Below are 15774 nucleotides of genomic sequence, written 5' to 3'. Positions count from 1 at the left end.
CCCGACCATGCAAGCGCGAAAACGGGTCATTGAGCGAGTTTCGAGCGTCGAGACTCGATGAGTGCGCGCGAAAAACGATATATCGATTGCTGTTACAAACCTCGCGAGAGGAAAACGGGTCACTGATGGAGTTTCACCCAGGTGAAACCCGCTCAGCGAGCTCTATCCGCTTTTGAACTTATAAGTAGAGCTATGCTCGTTACAAACCTCGCGAGAGAACCTCCGAGAGAAAATAGTGTTAGGCGACTATTCATCGGAATAGACGACTCGAGACGCCACTCATTTTCGTAACGACCGGGTCAAAGGGAGTGATCGACCGGGTAGTGCCTCGTCTGGCTCTATTCAAATACCGGGGACATCAATCGCGCCCTCCTGAAGCGCAAGCATCGAAAGTTTTGCAGCAACAGATGTACTGTACTGTTTCGCATCTTCGATATATTGCCGCAACCCTCCTTCATCACAGTCTTCGGACCTGTCGTTGGACGCTGGAAGTGGTTTGATTAAGTATCTGCATCGCTTGGACGCTGGTAAGATGGACCTGGTTCAGAGTGGAAATCGTGTACATAATATGGTTACTACGAACATATGAGCAAAGACGTCATCGAGGTCCGAGGGGCAGAGGAACACAACCTCAAGGACGTCGACGTTACGATCCCGCGGGAGCAGTTGACGGTCGTCACGGGGCTGTCGGGGTCGGGGAAGTCCTCGCTGGCGTTCGACACCGTCTACGCCGAGGGCCAGCGCCGCTACATCGAGTCGCTGTCGGCCTACGCCCGGAACTTCCTCGGACAGATGGACAAGCCGAAGGTCGAGAACGTCGAGGGGCTGTCGCCGGCGATCTCCATCGACCAGAAGAACGCCGCCAACAACCCCCGCTCGACGGTCGGCACCGTGACGGAACTCCACGACTACCTGCGCCTGCTCTACGCCCGGGTCGGCACGCCCCACTGCCCGGAGTGCGGCCGCGAGGTCGGCGAGCAGTCCGCCCAGCACATGGTCGACCGCGCCCTCGAACTCCCGGAGGGCACCCGCGCGAAGGTCCTCGCGCCGGTCGTCCGCGACCAGAAGGGCGCCTTCGAGGACCTCTTCGACGACCTCGTCGCCGAGGGGTACGCCCGCGTCGAGGTCGACGGCGAGCAGCACGACCTCTCGCTGGACCGGCCGGATCTGGACGAGAACTACGACCACACCATCGACGTGGTGGTCGACCGCGTCGAGGTCGGCCCGGAGCACCGCTCCCGAATTACGGACTCCGTCGAGACGGCGCTCGAGGAGAGCGACGGCATCATCAAGGTCGTCGTCCCCGACCCGCCCGAGGACGTGGAACTGGGCGGCGCGGAGGCCCGCTCGGTCGGGGACCTGGGCGCCGACGGCGCGAGCGACGGTGACGACGGCGACGAGAACGACGCGGCCGACGACCGCCTCGTCGTCGAGTTCTCGGAGGACCTGGCCTGCACGCACTGCAACGTCGACATCAGCGAGATCGAGACCCGCTCGTTCTCGTTCAACAGCCCCTACGGCGCCTGTCCCGAATGTGAGGGCCTCGGCGAGACCAAGGAGGTCAGCGAGGATCTCGTCATTCAGGACCCTTCGAAGCCGCTGAAACACGTCTTCGAGCCCTGGAGCTACGACCGGACCTACTACTCGCGGCAGCTGGACAACGTCGCCGAACACTTCGGGGTCTCCCTCGATACGCCGTTCGAGGAACTCGACCCCGAGATCCGGCGGCAGTTCCTCTACGGCACGGACTCGCGGGTCCACTTCGAGTGGCGCACCAAGAACGGCACTCGCGAGAAGACCGAGCGTTTCGAAGGTGTGATCCCCAATCTGGAGCGCCGCCACGTCGAGACCGACTCCGACCGCGCCCGCGAGCACATCGAGGAGTACATGGCCACGACGACCTGCCCCGAGTGCGAGGGCACCCGCCTGAAGGCCGAGTCCCGTGCGGTGCTCGTGGACGGGACCGCCATCACCGAGGTGAACCAGCTCTCGATCGGCGACGCCCTGGAACACTTCGAGGACCTCGAACGCAACCTCGGCCCCCGCGACACGAAGATCGCCGAGGAGATCCTGAAAGAGATCCGCGCCCGCCTCGGGTTCATGTGCGAGGTCGGCCTTGACTACCTGACCCTGGATCGGGAGGCCGCGACGCTCTCCGGCGGCGAGAGCCAGCGCATCCGCCTGGCCACGCAGATCGGGAGCGGCCTCGTCGGCGTGCTCTACGTCCTCGACGAGCCCTCCATCGGGCTGCACCAGCGCGACAACGACCGCCTGCTCAACACCCTGGAGGAACTGCGGGACCTCGGGAACACCCTGCTCGTCGTCGAGCACGACACCGAGACGATGCGCCGGGCCGACAACATCATCGACATGGGGCCCGGGCCCGGCAAGCGCGGCGGCGAGATCGTCGTCAACGGCGACTACGACGAGGTGCTCGACACCGAGGAGAGCGTCACCGGCGAGTACCTCTCCGGCGAGAAGGCGATCCCCGTCCCCGCCGAGCGCCGCGACCCCGACGGCACCATCACCATCGAGGGCGCCCGCCAGCACAATCTGAAGGACCTCGACGTGGACCTGCCGGTCGGCTGCTTCACGGCGATCACGGGCGTGTCGGGCTCCGGCAAGTCCACGCTGATGCACGACGTGCTCTACAAGGCGCTGGCCCGCGAGATGCACGGCAACTCCGACGTGAACCCCGGCGAGCACGACGGGCTCTCCGGTCTCGACGCCATCGAGACGGTGCGGCTGATCGACCAGTCGCCCATCGGCCGCACGCCGCGGTCGAACCCCGCGACCTACACCGACGTGTTCGACCACATCCGCGAGCTGTTCGCCGAGACGGACCTGGCCAACCAGCGCGGCTACCAGAAGGGCCGGTTCTCGTTCAACGTCAAGGGCGGCCGCTGCGAGGAGTGTGGCGGCCAGGGCACCGTCACCATCGAGATGAACTTCCTCTCGGACGTGCAGGTGCCCTGCGAGGAGTGCGGCGGCGCCCGCTACAACCGCGAGACGCTCGACGTGACCTACAAGGACGCCACCATCGCCGACGTGCTCGACATGAGCATCGACGAGGCCTACGACTTCTTCGAGGGCCACAGCCAGATCCGCCGCCGCCTGAAGCTCCTGAAGGACGTGGGCCTGGGCTACATGCAGCTCGGCCAGCCCTCGACCACCCTCTCCGGCGGGGAGGCCCAGCGCGTCAAACTCGCCGAGGAGCTCGGCAAGAAAGACTCCGGCGAGACGCTGTACCTGCTCGACGAGCCGACCACGGGGCTGCACCCCCACGACGAGCGCAAGCTCATCGACGTGCTCCACCGCCTGACCGACGACGGCAACACGGTGGTCGTCATCGAACACGAGCTCGACCTCGTGAAGAACGCCGACCACATCGTCGACCTGGGTCCCGAGGGCGGCGAGGCCGGCGGCCGGCTCGTCGCCGAGGGCACCCCCGAGGAGGTGGCTCGGACCGAGGGCTCGTACACCGGGAAGTACCTCCGGGACCTGCTGCCCGAGGTCGACCTCGAGGGTCCGCGCGGCGACCGCGTCGTCACCGCCGACGCCGACGGCGAAGCGGAGACGGCACCGCGGGCCGACGACGACTGACGCTCACTCGTCGCTCGCGTCGTCGATCAGCCGTTCCGCCCGGCGGACGAGGGTCGCGCTCAGGCGCGCGCCGACCTCGTCCATCGCGTAAACCAGGTCCTTCGCTTCCGCATCGCCGATCTCGCCGCGCTCGACGGCACGTATCACGACACCGAGCGACCCGGACACCGGGACCGAGAGCGCCTTGCAGGTCTGCCGGAGCGGTCTGTCGTCGGTCACCGCGACCACCGATTCGCCGGTAGCCATGGCGTGAGCAAGCAGTCCTACGTCACCCGACTCACCGTCGACACCGAGATGCGTCCGCGCCGATTCCAGGCGGTCGTCGGCGCGTTCGACGCGGATCGAACTGTCCTCCCGGTATCCGGCGAGCGCTGCTCGCGACCGATCGTCGGCGAGTTCCTCGGCGACTCGCTCGGGAACCACGCCGGTTCCTTCCATCCCGACCAGCAGGTCGACGGCGTCGACCGCTGCCAGCGTGATGAAGACACTCGCATCGACGAGGAGTGTCCGTTCTCCGTCGTCCTCACCACGCTCCGGGCTCATCGCAGCGCGTCCACGTCTCCGGCCAGGTCGGCCTCGTCGTAGTTCGAGAGGACGCCGCGCTCGTTGGCTTCGGCCATCATCTCCGCGATGGGCAGGTCCGCAAGGTCGGCCGCGCCACGCATCCCGACCTCCCCTTCCCGGTACCGCTGGAGCGCCAGGCGGATCAACTCCTCCCGTGCCCCGCGACGCACGGCCTTCCGGATCACGTCGCTCCGGCTCTCCCCGCTCGCGTCGGCCAGCCGCTCCACCAGATCGAGCTCGTCGTCACTCATGCGCGTCGTGACGTTCTCCATGTGTGTTGCAACGCGTTACAGTGCAATAGGTCCGTCGCACGGACGAACGTGGTCCCCCGATCCGACAAAAACGTTCGCGACCGGACTGATATCAGATCTGAGACCTGCGCGGACAGCTATAACTGCTGACAGACGAGTGACCCGCTCGTCATGGGACTCGCACGAGCGGGCGCGGTCGTTTCGGGGCTCGCGGGCGTCGGGTTCGGGCTGCTTGGGCGGTTGCTCCCGCCACCCGGCCCGTACAGCCCGCGGCCGGACTGGGTGACGACGCTCTCGGGGCTGGCCGTCCCGCTGGTCGCCCTCGCGGTCGTCCTCTACCTCTACGACCGCGGGGCGGTCGGGCGACTGCTCGGCGGGCGCGGCGACGGCGTCGGCGGCCTGCTGGGCGGGTCGGGAACCGTCCCGCTGAACCGCTACGAGATCATCGAGGCGACCAACTGGAAGCGACTCAACTGGATCCGGCTGCGGCGGTCGCTGGGCGTCGCGCTGACCGTCGCGGGGACGGTCGCGCTGATCGTCTCGGTCGCCTTCGGGGACGCCGAGGGCCTGAGCGGCGAGTTCGGCGCCGCCATGACCGCGCTGTGGTTCGGCGCGATCCTGCTGGGGCTGGCGGTCGTGGCGACCTCCCGGACCGACGGCGAGGAGGTAGCGATGGACCACACCCACCGCGTGTCGGTCCGCATCCCCGATCTGTTCTCGCTGCACTCCTTCCACGTCCACCTCCGGCAGATCGCCGAGGACCTGGGCTACGTCCCGACGAACGACACCTCACCCGGCCGGGGCGGCGCCGCGGCCGCCTTCGACGAGGAGGTGTACCTCTCGAAAGGCGGGTTCAAGGTCCGCAAGCGCCCGTTCGAGTCGTCGCTGAGTCCGCTGCCCGAGGGGTCGCCGATGGCGGAGGTAATCAACCTCACGACCGCCAGCCTGTCGCTGGTCGCCGTCGGCGTCTCGCTGCTCGTGACCGGCCCGCGGGTCGCCGGCGCTCCCCTGCTGCTGGTCGGCGCCGTCGCCTTCCTCTACGACTACGTCCGGCGGACCCGCCAGTGGGCGGAGCTCTACTGTATCGAGGAGGGAACCGTCTACACGCCGACGGCGGCGGTCCACGACGGCGAACCGCCCGGTGAGGGCGTCGTCCACCACGAGCCGGCCGTCTCGGCCGCCGAGTCCTCGACGGAACTGCTCGTCACGCTCGGCGCCAAACACTCGGTGTACTTCGAGGGCGACCGCCTCGAAGCCGACTTCGAGGCGCTCGTCGAGCGGCTCGACGACGTGGCCGCCGAGAACAGTTACACCGTCGTCGACGAACCGACCCGCGAACGCGTGAGCGCCCGGACGAATGGCCGCTGACCCCGACCCCGCGGACGAGTCCGACGACTACCCAGTCGATCCCGCGGACCTGAGCGGCGCCAGCGACGCGGACCTGGCCGCCCTCGTCGCCGACGCCTGGGCCGCCGAGGGCTACCGGACGACCGTGAAGGAACACGGCTCGCACGTCTTCGTCTTCGCGAAAGAGCGGGTCGACGGCGGGATTCGGGGCGAGATCGTCTGGGTCGCCGGCGAGCGAGCGGTCGAGTCCGCGCAGCTGGAGCAGCTCCGCGCGCTCGCCGAGAAGACCGGCGCCGACTCGGCGGCCTGCCTGACCGTCGGCTCCGGCGGCGTCGCGGAGTCGGCTGCCGCGACCCACGACGTGACCCCGCTCGACGGCGACGACCTCCGTGCGAAACTCGGGGTCGACGAGAGCACTGACCCCGGCCCAGCCTCGGACACGCCGGCGGACGACCTGTCGGTCGGCTCCGGGGAGGGCGACGGCGGGTCGGGCGGACTGGGAGACCTGGACGCACCGGGGGACGGCGACCCGTCGTCGTCCGGTGAGGGCGGCCTGGCCGCGCCCGGCGACGGGCTGGGATCGCCGGACGGCGACGAGATCGGCGGCGCCGCCGACGGCCCAGCTCCGGGAGCGGACGACGACAGCGGGGAGCCGGATCTGGGCGGGGACGATGCCGCCACCGGCCTCGACGGTCTCGGCGGTGTCGACGACGGTTCGGCCGGCGCTGCCGTCGACGACGGTCCGACGGGCGCGGATACCGACGACGGCTCGACCGGAGCGGCCGTCGACTCTCCCGAGGGTGACGCGGGCGGGTTGGGGATGACCCGGCGCCGTCTCGACGCGTGGGACGGACAGACGACGGGCGAGGACGCGGGGCGGCCGCCGTTCGACGGGCTCTGGGCGGCGGTGACCCGCGGCGACGCCGTCGAGACGGTCGCGGACCTGTCGGTATGGGACGGGACCTCGCGCTGATCGCGGGTACGACGCCGGCTTCGATACCCGCTCGAATCGCCGGCGAAACGCCGGAGCGCGAGTCTCGCATTCGACTCCAGTCCGGTGAAATCGATTTCAGCGAGCAGTCAAGTGTCTCCCGCCTCTCCGTCCGGTATGAGCGACACCACCGCCTACGCCGCCCTCGACGACCGCGTGCTCGTCGTCCGCGGCGGGGGAGACGACCCGACGGCCGACGGGTCCGATCCGAGTGCGACCGACGACTGGACCGCCGACGAACGCCTCGTCGGCCGCGGCTGCCGGTGCGTCGCCGCGAGTCCCGACGAGCCTGACCGGGCGTTCGTCGGCACCGTCGAGTCGGGGATCCACCGCAGCGCCGACGGCGGCGACACCTGGGAACGGGTCGCCCCCGATATCGACGACCGCGTTACTGCGCTGGCGGTCAGCCCGCACGACCCCGACACCGTGTGGGCCGGGACCGAACCCTCCGCCGTCTACCGCTCGACCGACGGTGGCGACTCGTGGGTCCCCCTGCCGCCGCTGACCGACCTCCCCTCGGAGTCGGAGTGGTCGTTCCCGCCGCGACCGCACACCCACCACGTCCGCTGGCTGGAACCGGACCCGCACGACCCCGGGCGGCTGTACGTCGCCATCGAGGCCGGGGCACTCGTGCGGACCGACGAGGCGCTCGCGGCTACGGCGGCCGAGAGCGCGGACGGCACCGAGACCTGGCAGGACCGGACCGAGGGCGCCCGCTACGACAACCACACGCTCGCCACACATCCCGAGCGCGAGGGGCGGGTGTACACCGCCGCCGGCGACGGCTACGCCCGGTCCGAGGACGGCGGGGACACCTGGGTATACCCCCAGGAAGGGCCCGACCACCGGTACGTCTGGGGGCTGGCCGTCCCGCGCTCGGACCCGGATACCGTCGTCGTCTCCGCCGCGGGCGGCGCCCGGAGCGCCCACCGGGTCTCGACCGCCGAGGCGTACGTCTACCGGACGACGAACGCGGGACCGGGCGGCGACGACACCACCGGCCCGGCGGCGTCGGCCGAGTGGGGCCTCGCGATGGACGGCCTGCCCGACCCCGAAGGGACGGTCCGGTCACTCCTCGCCGCGGCCGGCGGTTCGGTCCTGTTCGCGCTGAACAATCGCGGACTCTACCGCTCGGCCGACGCCGGCGCCTCGTGGGAGCGGATTTCGCTGGAGTGGCCCGACGCCTACGAGTCACAGACGCCACACGGGCTGGCCGTGGTCTGACCGCCGAGCGAGCGAAGCGACTGACCGGTTGAGGCCCGCTTCGCCCGCTGATCACAGCGCCGCCCCGACGCCGTAGACGGCCATCGTCGCCACGACCGCCGCGGCCGCCGAGACGGCGACCACCTGGAACGCCCTGATCCGGTCCTGTTTCACCGCCTCCTCATCGCCGACGGACCCGCTGTCGCCGCCCGACCCGGAGAGGTCGTAGCGGGCCAGCGCACCGAAGCCCGCACAGAAGCCCATCCGGTCCTGGACGACGCCCATGAACCCGCCGAACAGGAGCGGGAACGACCCGAGCAGCAGGCCGGCGGGTCGCCCCGTCCCGACGACGAAGCCGACGTAGGCCGCCGCGGCGAGGAAGGAGACCGCGCCCAGCGCGCGCCGCTTGCGCTGCTCGTCGCGCCCGATGTTGCAGACGCCCGGCTGATACTCGCTCATGGCGGTGACTGGCACCGGTCCGACATAAGGCCACCAGCAAACAGCGTCGGTACGGACCGCGGGACCGACCGCCGTCGCCCGCGAACTCCGGACTGAAAGATATTTCATCGCGACACGCCACGGGGCGTGTATGCACGATTTCGTCGTCGTGGGCTGTGGGCCCGCCGGCTCGCGGTTCGCCCGCCGCGCCGCCGAGCGGGGTCACGACGTGCTCGCCTTCGAGCAGGGCGAGGTCGGGAAACCCCTCGCCTGTTCGGGCCACGTCTCCACCGACATCTGGGAGTACACCCCCGAGGGCGCCCGCGACCGCCTCCTGCAGAACGTCGTCTACGGCGCCCGCTTCCACCTCGGCGGCCCGCGCGGCGACCCGCCGGGCGACCCCCGGTCGAACGGTCACGCCCCGGGAGACCGAAACGTGGCCGGCGACGACGGACACGGCTCGGACGGCCGCGACGGCGACTTCCCGGCCCGCACGTACCCCTTCTACAAGGACGAGGGGGTGTCGAACGTCATCGACCGGGTGGGGCTCGACCGGGAACTCGCCGACGCCGCCCGGGAGGCGGGCGTCGACCTCCGGGAGGACCACACCGTCGTCGGCGTCACCGAACACCGCGACCGCGTCGAACTCGAAGTCCGGGGCCCCGAGGGCGTCGAGACCCACGAGGCGCGGATGGTCGCGGGCTGCGACGGCCCGAAATCGCGAGTCCGGCGCGAACTGGACATGCCCGAACCCGACGAACTCCTCCACGGCGTGCTCGGGTTCTCCGACGAGGACGACGCCTCCGATTTCGTCGACGTGCACCTCACCGTCCCCGACTTCTTCGCCTGGCGCATCCCCCGCGGAGAGGCGGGCGTCGAGTACGGCCTCGCGACGCCGCCGAGCGCGGACGTGCGCGACCGCTTCGACCGGTTCACCGCCGACTACGGCGTCGAGACCGACCACCGCTGTTCCGGCCTGATCCCCGTCGGCCCGCCCGACTCGGTGACGAACCGCCGGGCGTTTCTGGTCGGCGACGCCGCCGCCCAGACCAAGCCGTTCACCGGCGGCGGCATCCTCTACGGGATGACGGCCGCCGACCACGCCGCCCGGCAGGTCGACCCCCGCGACCCCGCGACGCTGGCCGCCTACGAGCGCGCGTGGCGCGACGACCTCGAACGGGAGATCGAACTGGGCCACTGGATCCGCCGGGCCTACTCGCTGCCCGAACCCGTCCAGCGGGTCGGCCTCCGGGCGTTCTCCGGGGAGATCGGCGTCCACATGGACCGGCCGACCACCGTCTTCTCGCTCGACCAGATCCGGTCGCTGCTACGCGGGTGAGGGCCGCGATGCGCTCCGTTCCGGGCTGGTATCCTCTCACGCGGTGACGTTTTCGAACGTGTACTCCATGACCGCCGACAGAACGTGCCAGCCCGGAAACGATTTATCCGGGGCGTGTGAACATCTGACAATGGCGGTGGTGGAGTGGGAGAGAGTTTCATCGCGGAGGTCGTCGTCGATCACGCCGACCTGCCGTTGACGCCGACCGTTCGAACGGTCTCGGACGCGACCGTCCGGGTCGAGTCCCAACCGTTCTCGGCGTTCGAGCACCCGGTGTTCTTCTACGCGGTCTCCGAGACGGACTTCGCGTCGTTCGAGGCGGCGCTCGACGCCGACCCGACGGTCGCGGAGTGGCGTGCGACCGTGACGTTCTCGGACCAGCGCGTCTACCAGGTCGTCCCGGGGCCGGACGCGAAGTTCACGACCCCGAAGATCGCGTCGCTGGGTGTGCAGGTACTCTCGCTGGAGAGCGCCGACCGCGGCTGGCGGTTCCGCCTGCTGGCGCCCGAGCGGGATCGACTCGGCGAGTACTGGGAGTACTGTCGCGAGGAGGGGGTCCAGTTCGACCTCCGGAAGCTCTACCGCTCCGGGCCGCAGGCCGTCGAGAGCGGGAGACGCGGCGTCCGCTCGCGGCTCACCGAGCGCCAGCTGGAGGTCGCGCGGACTGCCGCCCGGATGGGGTACTACGACACCGACGGCGCGAGCGCGCAGGCAGTCGCCGACGAACTGGGCATCTCCCGCTCGACGCTCTCGACGCACCTCCGCCGGATCGTCGGCAAACTCTTCGACTCGCTGTTCGCCCCGGCCTGACCCGCCGTCGCGGCCGGTCGGCACCGGTACAAAAAGGACCGCAGTATTCGACGCCAGGTTGGTCGGCGGCGAGCCGGTAGGAACGCAGGATGACAGCAACCACAGTCTGCCGACCGGACAGCCCCGAATCACCCAGCGCCGCCGTCGTCCGGCGGGTGGCCGACCGTGAAGGCGTCGACCCGGGCGAACTCGCGACGCCGCTCTACTCGGTGGTCGACCCCGAGGCGCTCGACGCGCTGTTCCGCCCGGGCGACGCCGATGCCCTGGCGGCGCGGGGCGCCGTCCACTTCGAGTACCTCGGCTACGAGGTCCGCGTCGACGCCGACGGCGACGTGGCCGTCACGCCGGCCTGACCGTCCGCTTCTCGGCTGCTCGTTGGCAGTCCCGGTCCCCAAAACGCCCTGGCCGCGGCGGTCCGGTTCGGCTATCTCCGTCACAATCCTGATATGAGGTCGTTCCTAACTCCCTGCCATGGAACTCGACCTGCCGAAGACGGCTGCCGCGTTCGTCGTCCTGATCGCGGTCGGCCTGGGCGGACTGATCGGCGCGCCGATCCCGATGGGCACCGACACGATCCTGATGATGGTCGCTCCCTCGATGGTCGTCTTCGGGCTGATCTGCCTGGCGATCGGCGTCGCCCACGGGCAGTACCGGGCCGGCGCGGCGCGGTGAGGGGACGGGCGTCGCGACCGATCGCGCCCCCCAAGCGCCGTTCTCCGCTCCGCAAGACGTAACCCGCCACCGGCCCCACGTCGGGGCAATGACGGTCATCGAGTCGGTCCACGAGGACCACGGCGCGACGTTCGAGCAGCGGGGCGACCGCCGGGTGGTCGCCCACTACGGCCGCCCCGAGCGGTCCCACGTCGCCGTCCGCAACGTCGTCGGCGTCACCGAGCGGGGCTACGGCGTCCTCACCGTCGAGGGCGACGACCGCGTCGAGTTCGTCGACAACGCCGTCTCGAACCGCGTCCCGACGGAGGACGGCGAGGGCTGCTACGCCCTCCTGCTGGACCCGCAGGGAAAGATCGAGACGGACATGTACGTCTACAACGCCGCCGCCGGCGACCGCCTGCTGGTCTTCCTCCCGCCGACCGAGCACGAACGGGTCGCCGAGGACTGGCGCTCGAAGACGTTCATCCAGGACGTGGAGATAACGGACGCCTCCGACGACTTCGGCGTCTTCGGCGTCTACGGCCCCCAGGCGACCGAGAAGATCGCCAGCGTCCTCAACAAGGCCGGCTCCCCCGAGCGCCCCCTCTCGTTCGCCCGCGGGACGATGGCGGACGCCGGCGTCACCGTGATCCGCGACGACGGACTGGCAGGCGAGGAGGGCTACGAGGTGGTCTGCGCCACCGACGCGGCCGCCGAGGTGTTCGACACCCTCGAAAATCGCGGGAACGCGGCCGCCCCCTTCGGCTACCGCACCTGGGAGACGCTGACGCTGGAGGCCGGCACGCCCCTCTTCGAGTCCGAACTCGCCGGCCGGATCCCCAACGTCTGCGGCGTCCGCAACGCGCTGGACTTCGAGAAGGGCTGTTACGTCGGCCAGGAGGTCGTCTCCCGCGTCGAGAACCGCGGCCGGCCCAGCCAGCGGCTCGTGGGACTGGTCGTCGACCCCGACGCGAACGCGGAGAGCGAGACCGATCCCGTCCCCGACGCCGGCGCGGCGGTGTTCGCCGGCGACGCCGCCGTCGGCGAGGTGACCCGTGGGGCCGTCAGTCCGACCCGCGACGAACCGGTCGCGCTGGCCGCCGTCGACAGCGACGCGACTGCGGGCGACGGCACCGCCGACCTCGCCGTCCGCGTCGACGGCGCGGAACGCCCCGCCGAGCGGGTCGCCCTCCCGTTCGTCGATGGCAGCGACGACTCCGCGCGTCGACCGCGCTATCCCGACGCCGCGTAGCAGGCCCGGAGGCCATCTCCGGCCCGCCGGCCGCGCTATCCCGACGCCGGCTCCCGACCGGTCGAAGGCCGCTGTGAGTCGGCGTCGGCCGCCGTGGACCGGCGTCGCCGTCGCGGGCTGGCGTCGGCTGTCCCGGACCGGCATCGACCGTTCTCGTACGTGATACTGGCACGAAACGCTCAATATTCGTGGGGCGGAAGGGTGTCCTAACGCCGCCCATGTCGGAATCAGTCATCGCGGACTTCGTCGCCACCTTCAACTCGGAGGCCTCGGCCCGCGCCGAGCCGGTGAAGGGGCGGATCCTCCTCAGCGAGAAGCGGCTCGTCCTCGCCGGCGACGAGGGGAAGGTGACCATCCCCCTGTCTTCCATCTTCGACGTGGCCGTCGGCCAGGTGCCCGACGACCTGGGTGACTTCTTCGACTCGACGGTGACGGTCGCCTTCGAGAAGGGCGGGAACCGCATGGTCGCGGCCGTCGAGGCCGACGACGACAAGATCGAGAAGTTCACGACCGTCCTGTTCAAGGCCATCCTGAACGGGACCGACGTGACCGTCAAACACCCCGCCCGCGTCGGCGGGCGCGTCACCGACGAGTCGTTCGCCCCCGCGAAGCTGTATCTCAAGCCCGGTAGCGTCCGCTTTCGCCGCGCCGACGACACCGTCGACGTGGACCTCTCGACGGTCAGCGACTTCGAGCGAACCTCCCGCGAGATCAGCGGCACCGAGCGGTCGGTCCTGGCGGTCCGGCACCTCTCGGGCGGCGAGGCGACCCTCTCGCTGGCCGCGCTGGAGTCGCCGCGGAAGCTGTCGATCCTCGGCCGCTACCTCCGCCTGGAGTACAGCGACCTCGTGGCCGACCTCGAGGACGTGTCCCTCTCGGAGGAACAGGTCGAGCTCCTGGTGGCCGTCTACTCGACCGGGCCCGGCGTCTCGCTGGCGAACGTCCTCGACGTGGAGAGCAGCCAGCTGACGATGGTCCTCAACGACCTCCGGGCCGACGACCTCGTCGTCGACGGCGAGGACGGCCCCAGGCTCACTCCGAAGGGCCGCGTCGTCGTCTCCAACCACCTCGAAGACGTGAACGCGTAGCCGACCGGCGGCCGGGTCGAGTGGTCGCCGCGTCGGTCGTCCGGACCAGTTGCGCGCCGCGTCGGCCCCGGAACAGGCCCGTCAGTCGTCCCAGGGCTCGCCGCTCGCCAGGTCGACCCCGTGGTCGAGCTTCGACGACGGACAGATGTCCTCGACGACACACTCGTCGCAGTCGGGATTGCGTGCCGTACACACCTCGCGGCCGTGGCTGATCAGCAGGTGGGTGTACCACTTCCACTCGTCCTCCGGAACGACCGGCAACAGGTCCTCCTCGATGGCCTCGGGGCGCTCTTCCTCGGTGATCCCCAGCCGGCGGGAGAGCCGCTGGACGTGCGTGTCGACGACGATGCCCTCGACCAGGTCGTAGCCGTGCTGGAGGATGACGTTCGCCGTCTTTCGCCCCACTCCTTTCAGGTCGGTCAGCTCCTCCATCGTGTCAGGCACCTCCCCGTCGTGCTCGTCGATGATCGTCTGCGCGGAGGACTTGAGGTAGTCGGCCTTGCTGTTGTGGTAGGTGATCGACCCGATGTCCTCGGAGAGTTCGTCCACGTCGGCCTCGGCGTAGTCCTCGGGGGACTGGTACTTCCCGAAGAGGGCTTCTGTCTCCTTGTTCACTCGCTCGTCGGTGCACTGCGCGGAGAGGACGACGGCGACGAGCAGTTCGAGGCGGTTCGAGAAGTTCAGCGAGATGGTGGCGTCGGGGTACTCCTCCCAGAGCCGTTCGATGACCTCCTCGGCCTGCTCGGTGCGCGAGGGGAGCGGCGTGCCCATTGTGGGCGATCCGTGGGCCGAATCGCGCTTGAGTGGTTCGGTCTGGATCCAGGCTACGCGTCGCGGGGGGCGGGTCGGGACCGCCGGCGCTCACTCCACGTAGGTGTACTTGCGCTCGCCCATCCGGCCCCAGCCGTCGAAGACGAACTCGGAGTCGGGCGTGGTGAACTGGTCCACGTCGGAGACGCCGGCCTCGGCGTCGTGGTTGTGCACGTCGTGGACGTCCTCGTACTCCTCGAAGGTCAGCTCGTAGCGGGCGGCCAGCTGGTCGTCCACGTCGAGGGCCTCGATCTCCGCCCCCCAGCCCGGCTGGACGGTCTCGGCGTGGATCTCCGCCTGGGCGCCCGACCCGTAGGAACCCACGAGCAGTCGCTCGCCGGTCAGGTCGGTGCCCTCCTCGTAGGCGGCTTTCAACCCGGAGAGCCGCGCGAGGTGGACCGAGCCGGTGTACCAGTTGCCGACCTCGCGGGAGATGGTCAGCGTGGGCTCGACGGTCTCGGCGTACCACTCGCGGTAGGTGTCGGTGTCGGTCAGCTCGTCGGTGTAGTCGGCGGCGGCCTCGCGGAACGCCTCCTCGCTGTCGAACGCCTCGCGGCGGGGCTGGCGGCCGATGTCCTCGGAGAGTCGCTCCTCGATCTCCGTGTCGCGGCTGAAGTGACGGAACGCCAGCGCGGCGGCCTTGCGGACCATCCCGGGGAAGGGGGTGTGGAACGGCCCGAGGACGTAGTCGTCGGGGTGGATGGTGTCCGCGACCGACTCGAAGTCCTCGATGGCCTCGCGCATCCGCGCGAGGTACACCTGCACCGAGCGCTTGCCGTCGACGCTCGGGAACTGCTGCTGGGGTTTGAGGAAGTCCGTCTCGTCGGCGCTGCCGTAGCCCTGCTCGGCCGACAGCTCGACCAGGTCGGGGTCCTCGCTGACCAGCAGCGCGACCGCGCCCGCGCCCTGCGTGGCCTCGCCGGGGTCGTCGCGGGCGTACAGCGCCGTATCGGTGGCGATCACCAGCGCCGAGCGGCCGCGGTTGCGCCCCGCGCGGATCCAGTTGTACGCGTCGTCCAGACTCTGGGTGCCCGAGATGCAGGCGAACTTCCGCTCGCCCTTGTTGGCGTGGTGGAAGTCGCCGTCGTAGACCTGTTCGAGACAGCCGGCGATGTACGTCGAGACCGGCTTGGAGTTGTCGAACGCCGACTCCGTCGCCACGTCGATGCGGCCGATGTCCTCGGGTTCGAGCCCCTTGCGCTCCATCAGGTCGTGGGCCGCGTTGGCCCCCATCGTCACGATGTCCTCGTACACGTCCGGGAACGAACTCCCGGTGAGGCCGAGCCCCTTGGTGTACTTGCCCGGGTCGTCGCCCTGCGCCGGGGCGAACGTCTCCGGCAGGTCCAGCCTGAGCTTCCCCGTCCGGATCTCGACGGCGTCGATACCGACCGATGTCATAGGCCCCACTTGCGCGCGACTGGTATAAG

General features: G+C 69.8%; 15 protein-coding genes. 10 read left to right on the top strand and 5 right to left on the bottom strand.

Annotation, left to right across the window (positions count from 1 at the left end):
• Positions 1–585 precede the first annotated feature (585 nt).
• The gene (uvrA, locus tag ACMGFG_RS16765; protein WP_436931470.1) at positions 586–3603 is read left to right on the top strand and encodes an excinuclease ABC subunit UvrA; all 3018 of its coding nucleotides are present in this window, start codon (positions 586–588) and stop codon (positions 3601–3603) included.
• Between the two features lie 3 nt (positions 3604–3606).
• Here uvrA and ACMGFG_RS16760 read toward each other — a convergent pair whose 3' ends face one another.
• Both ACMGFG_RS16760 and ACMGFG_RS16755 read right to left on the bottom strand, forming a co-directional pair.
• Positions 3607–4146, bottom strand: coding sequence for a PIN domain-containing protein (locus ACMGFG_RS16760; RefSeq protein ID WP_436931469.1), 540 nt, complete (start codon positions 4144–4146; stop codon positions 3607–3609).
• Positions 4143–4439 (bottom strand): UPF0175 family protein, encoded by a 297-nt coding sequence (locus tag ACMGFG_RS16755; protein WP_436931468.1) that lies wholly within the window; start codon positions 4437–4439, stop codon positions 4143–4145. The genes ACMGFG_RS16760 and ACMGFG_RS16755 overlap by 4 nt, the downstream gene beginning before the upstream one ends.
• A gap of 150 nt (positions 4440–4589) precedes the next feature.
• Here ACMGFG_RS16755 and ACMGFG_RS16750 point away from each other — a divergent pair, with 150 nt between their 5' ends.
• The 3 genes from ACMGFG_RS16750 to ACMGFG_RS16740 all read left to right on the top strand — a co-directional run bounded on the left by ACMGFG_RS16750 (position 4590) and on the right by ACMGFG_RS16740 (position 7980).
• Positions 4590–5786, top strand: a complete 1197-nt coding sequence (locus ACMGFG_RS16750; RefSeq protein ID WP_436931467.1) for a hypothetical protein — start codon at positions 4590–4592, stop codon at positions 5784–5786.
• The gene (locus ACMGFG_RS16745; RefSeq protein ID WP_436931466.1) at positions 5776–6738 is read left to right on the top strand and encodes a hypothetical protein; all 963 of its coding nucleotides are present in this window, start codon (positions 5776–5778) and stop codon (positions 6736–6738) included. Before ACMGFG_RS16750 ends, ACMGFG_RS16745 begins: the two co-directional genes overlap by 11 nt.
• Positions 6739–6873: 135 nt before the next feature.
• The gene (locus ACMGFG_RS16740) at positions 6874–7980 is read left to right on the top strand and encodes a WD40/YVTN/BNR-like repeat-containing protein (protein WP_436931465.1); all 1107 of its coding nucleotides are present in this window, start codon (positions 6874–6876) and stop codon (positions 7978–7980) included.
• A 51-nt stretch (positions 7981–8031) separates the two neighbouring features.
• Here ACMGFG_RS16740 and ACMGFG_RS16735 read toward each other — a convergent pair whose 3' ends face one another.
• Complete coding sequence (locus tag ACMGFG_RS16735; protein WP_436931464.1) at positions 8032–8418, bottom strand: hypothetical protein; 387 nt, start codon at positions 8416–8418, stop codon at positions 8032–8034.
• Positions 8419–8548: 130 nt separating this feature from the next.
• Between ACMGFG_RS16735 and ACMGFG_RS16730 the strand changes: the two genes are divergently transcribed.
• The 6 genes from ACMGFG_RS16730 to ACMGFG_RS16705 all read left to right on the top strand — a co-directional run bounded on the left by ACMGFG_RS16730 (position 8549) and on the right by ACMGFG_RS16705 (position 13537).
• Complete coding sequence (locus ACMGFG_RS16730) at positions 8549–9736, top strand: FAD-dependent monooxygenase (RefSeq protein ID WP_436931463.1); 1188 nt, start codon at positions 8549–8551, stop codon at positions 9734–9736.
• Between the two features lie 144 nt (positions 9737–9880).
• Positions 9881–10546 carry a helix-turn-helix domain-containing protein gene (locus ACMGFG_RS16725; protein ID WP_436931462.1) on the top strand — a complete coding sequence of 222 codons (666 nt, stop codon included), beginning with the start codon at positions 9881–9883 and terminating at the stop codon, positions 10544–10546.
• 89 nt (positions 10547–10635) lie between these two features.
• Positions 10636–10899, top strand: a complete 264-nt coding sequence (gene ddfA, locus ACMGFG_RS16720) for a DdfA family disk-determining factor (protein ID WP_436931461.1) — start codon at positions 10636–10638, stop codon at positions 10897–10899.
• Between the two features lie 118 nt (positions 10900–11017).
• Positions 11018–11218, top strand: a complete 201-nt coding sequence (locus tag ACMGFG_RS16715) for a DUF7333 family protein (RefSeq protein WP_436931460.1) — start codon at positions 11018–11020, stop codon at positions 11216–11218.
• 88 nt (positions 11219–11306) lie between these two features.
• Positions 11307–12449 (top strand): CAF17-like 4Fe-4S cluster assembly/insertion protein YgfZ, encoded by a 1143-nt coding sequence (gene ygfZ / locus ACMGFG_RS16710; protein ID WP_436931459.1) that lies wholly within the window; start codon positions 11307–11309, stop codon positions 12447–12449.
• Positions 12450–12667: 218 nt separating this feature from the next.
• Positions 12668–13537, top strand: coding sequence for a CheF family chemotaxis protein (locus ACMGFG_RS16705; RefSeq protein ID WP_436931458.1), 870 nt, complete (start codon positions 12668–12670; stop codon positions 13535–13537).
• 81 nt (positions 13538–13618) lie between these two features.
• On the opposite strand, the gene nth is transcribed toward ACMGFG_RS16705, so the two are convergent.
• Complete coding sequence (gene nth, locus ACMGFG_RS16700) at positions 13619–14308, bottom strand: endonuclease III (RefSeq protein ID WP_436931457.1); 690 nt, start codon at positions 14306–14308, stop codon at positions 13619–13621.
• 90 nt (positions 14309–14398) lie between these two features.
• Positions 14399–15745 (bottom strand): hydroxymethylglutaryl-CoA synthase, encoded by a 1347-nt coding sequence (gene hmgB, locus ACMGFG_RS16695; protein WP_436931456.1) that lies wholly within the window; start codon positions 15743–15745, stop codon positions 14399–14401.
• Positions 15746–15774: the final 29 nt, after the last annotated feature.

This window comes from Halosimplex halobium (assembly GCF_051414055.1).
GTDB classification, from domain to species: domain Archaea; phylum Halobacteriota; class Halobacteria; order Halobacteriales; family Haloarculaceae; genus Halosimplex; species Halosimplex halobium.
Note: the sequence above shows the minus strand (reverse complement) of the source record. Positions and strands in the feature narration are given on the sequence as shown.

Excerpts from the sequence above, each read along its gene's own strand:
- uvrA (WP_436931470.1), top strand. The coding sequence starts at position 586 with ATGAGCAAAGACGTCATCGAGGTCCGAGGGGCAGAGGAACACAACCTC.
- ACMGFG_RS16760 (WP_436931469.1), bottom strand. The coding sequence starts at position 4,146 with ATGAGCCCGGAGCGTGGTGAGGACGACGGAGAACGGACACTCCTCGTC.
- ACMGFG_RS16755 (WP_436931468.1), bottom strand. The coding sequence starts at position 4,439 with ATGGAGAACGTCACGACGCGCATGAGTGACGACGAGCTCGATCTGGTG.
- ACMGFG_RS16750 (WP_436931467.1), top strand. The coding sequence starts at position 4,590 with ATGGGACTCGCACGAGCGGGCGCGGTCGTTTCGGGGCTCGCGGGCGTC.
- ACMGFG_RS16745 (WP_436931466.1), top strand. The coding sequence starts at position 5,776 with ATGGCCGCTGACCCCGACCCCGCGGACGAGTCCGACGACTACCCAGTC.
- ACMGFG_RS16740 (WP_436931465.1), top strand. The coding sequence starts at position 6,874 with ATGAGCGACACCACCGCCTACGCCGCCCTCGACGACCGCGTGCTCGTC.
- ACMGFG_RS16735 (WP_436931464.1), bottom strand. The coding sequence starts at position 8,418 with ATGAGCGAGTATCAGCCGGGCGTCTGCAACATCGGGCGCGACGAGCAG.
- ACMGFG_RS16730 (WP_436931463.1), top strand. The coding sequence starts at position 8,549 with ATGCACGATTTCGTCGTCGTGGGCTGTGGGCCCGCCGGCTCGCGGTTC.
- ddfA (WP_436931461.1), top strand. The coding sequence starts at position 10,636 with ATGACAGCAACCACAGTCTGCCGACCGGACAGCCCCGAATCACCCAGC.
- ACMGFG_RS16715 (WP_436931460.1), top strand. The coding sequence starts at position 11,018 with ATGGAACTCGACCTGCCGAAGACGGCTGCCGCGTTCGTCGTCCTGATC.
- ygfZ (WP_436931459.1), top strand. The coding sequence starts at position 11,307 with ATGACGGTCATCGAGTCGGTCCACGAGGACCACGGCGCGACGTTCGAG.
- ACMGFG_RS16705 (WP_436931458.1), top strand. The coding sequence starts at position 12,668 with ATGTCGGAATCAGTCATCGCGGACTTCGTCGCCACCTTCAACTCGGAG.
- nth (WP_436931457.1), bottom strand. The coding sequence starts at position 14,308 with ATGGGCACGCCGCTCCCCTCGCGCACCGAGCAGGCCGAGGAGGTCATC.
- hmgB (WP_436931456.1), bottom strand. The coding sequence starts at position 15,745 with ATGACATCGGTCGGTATCGACGCCGTCGAGATCCGGACGGGGAAGCTC.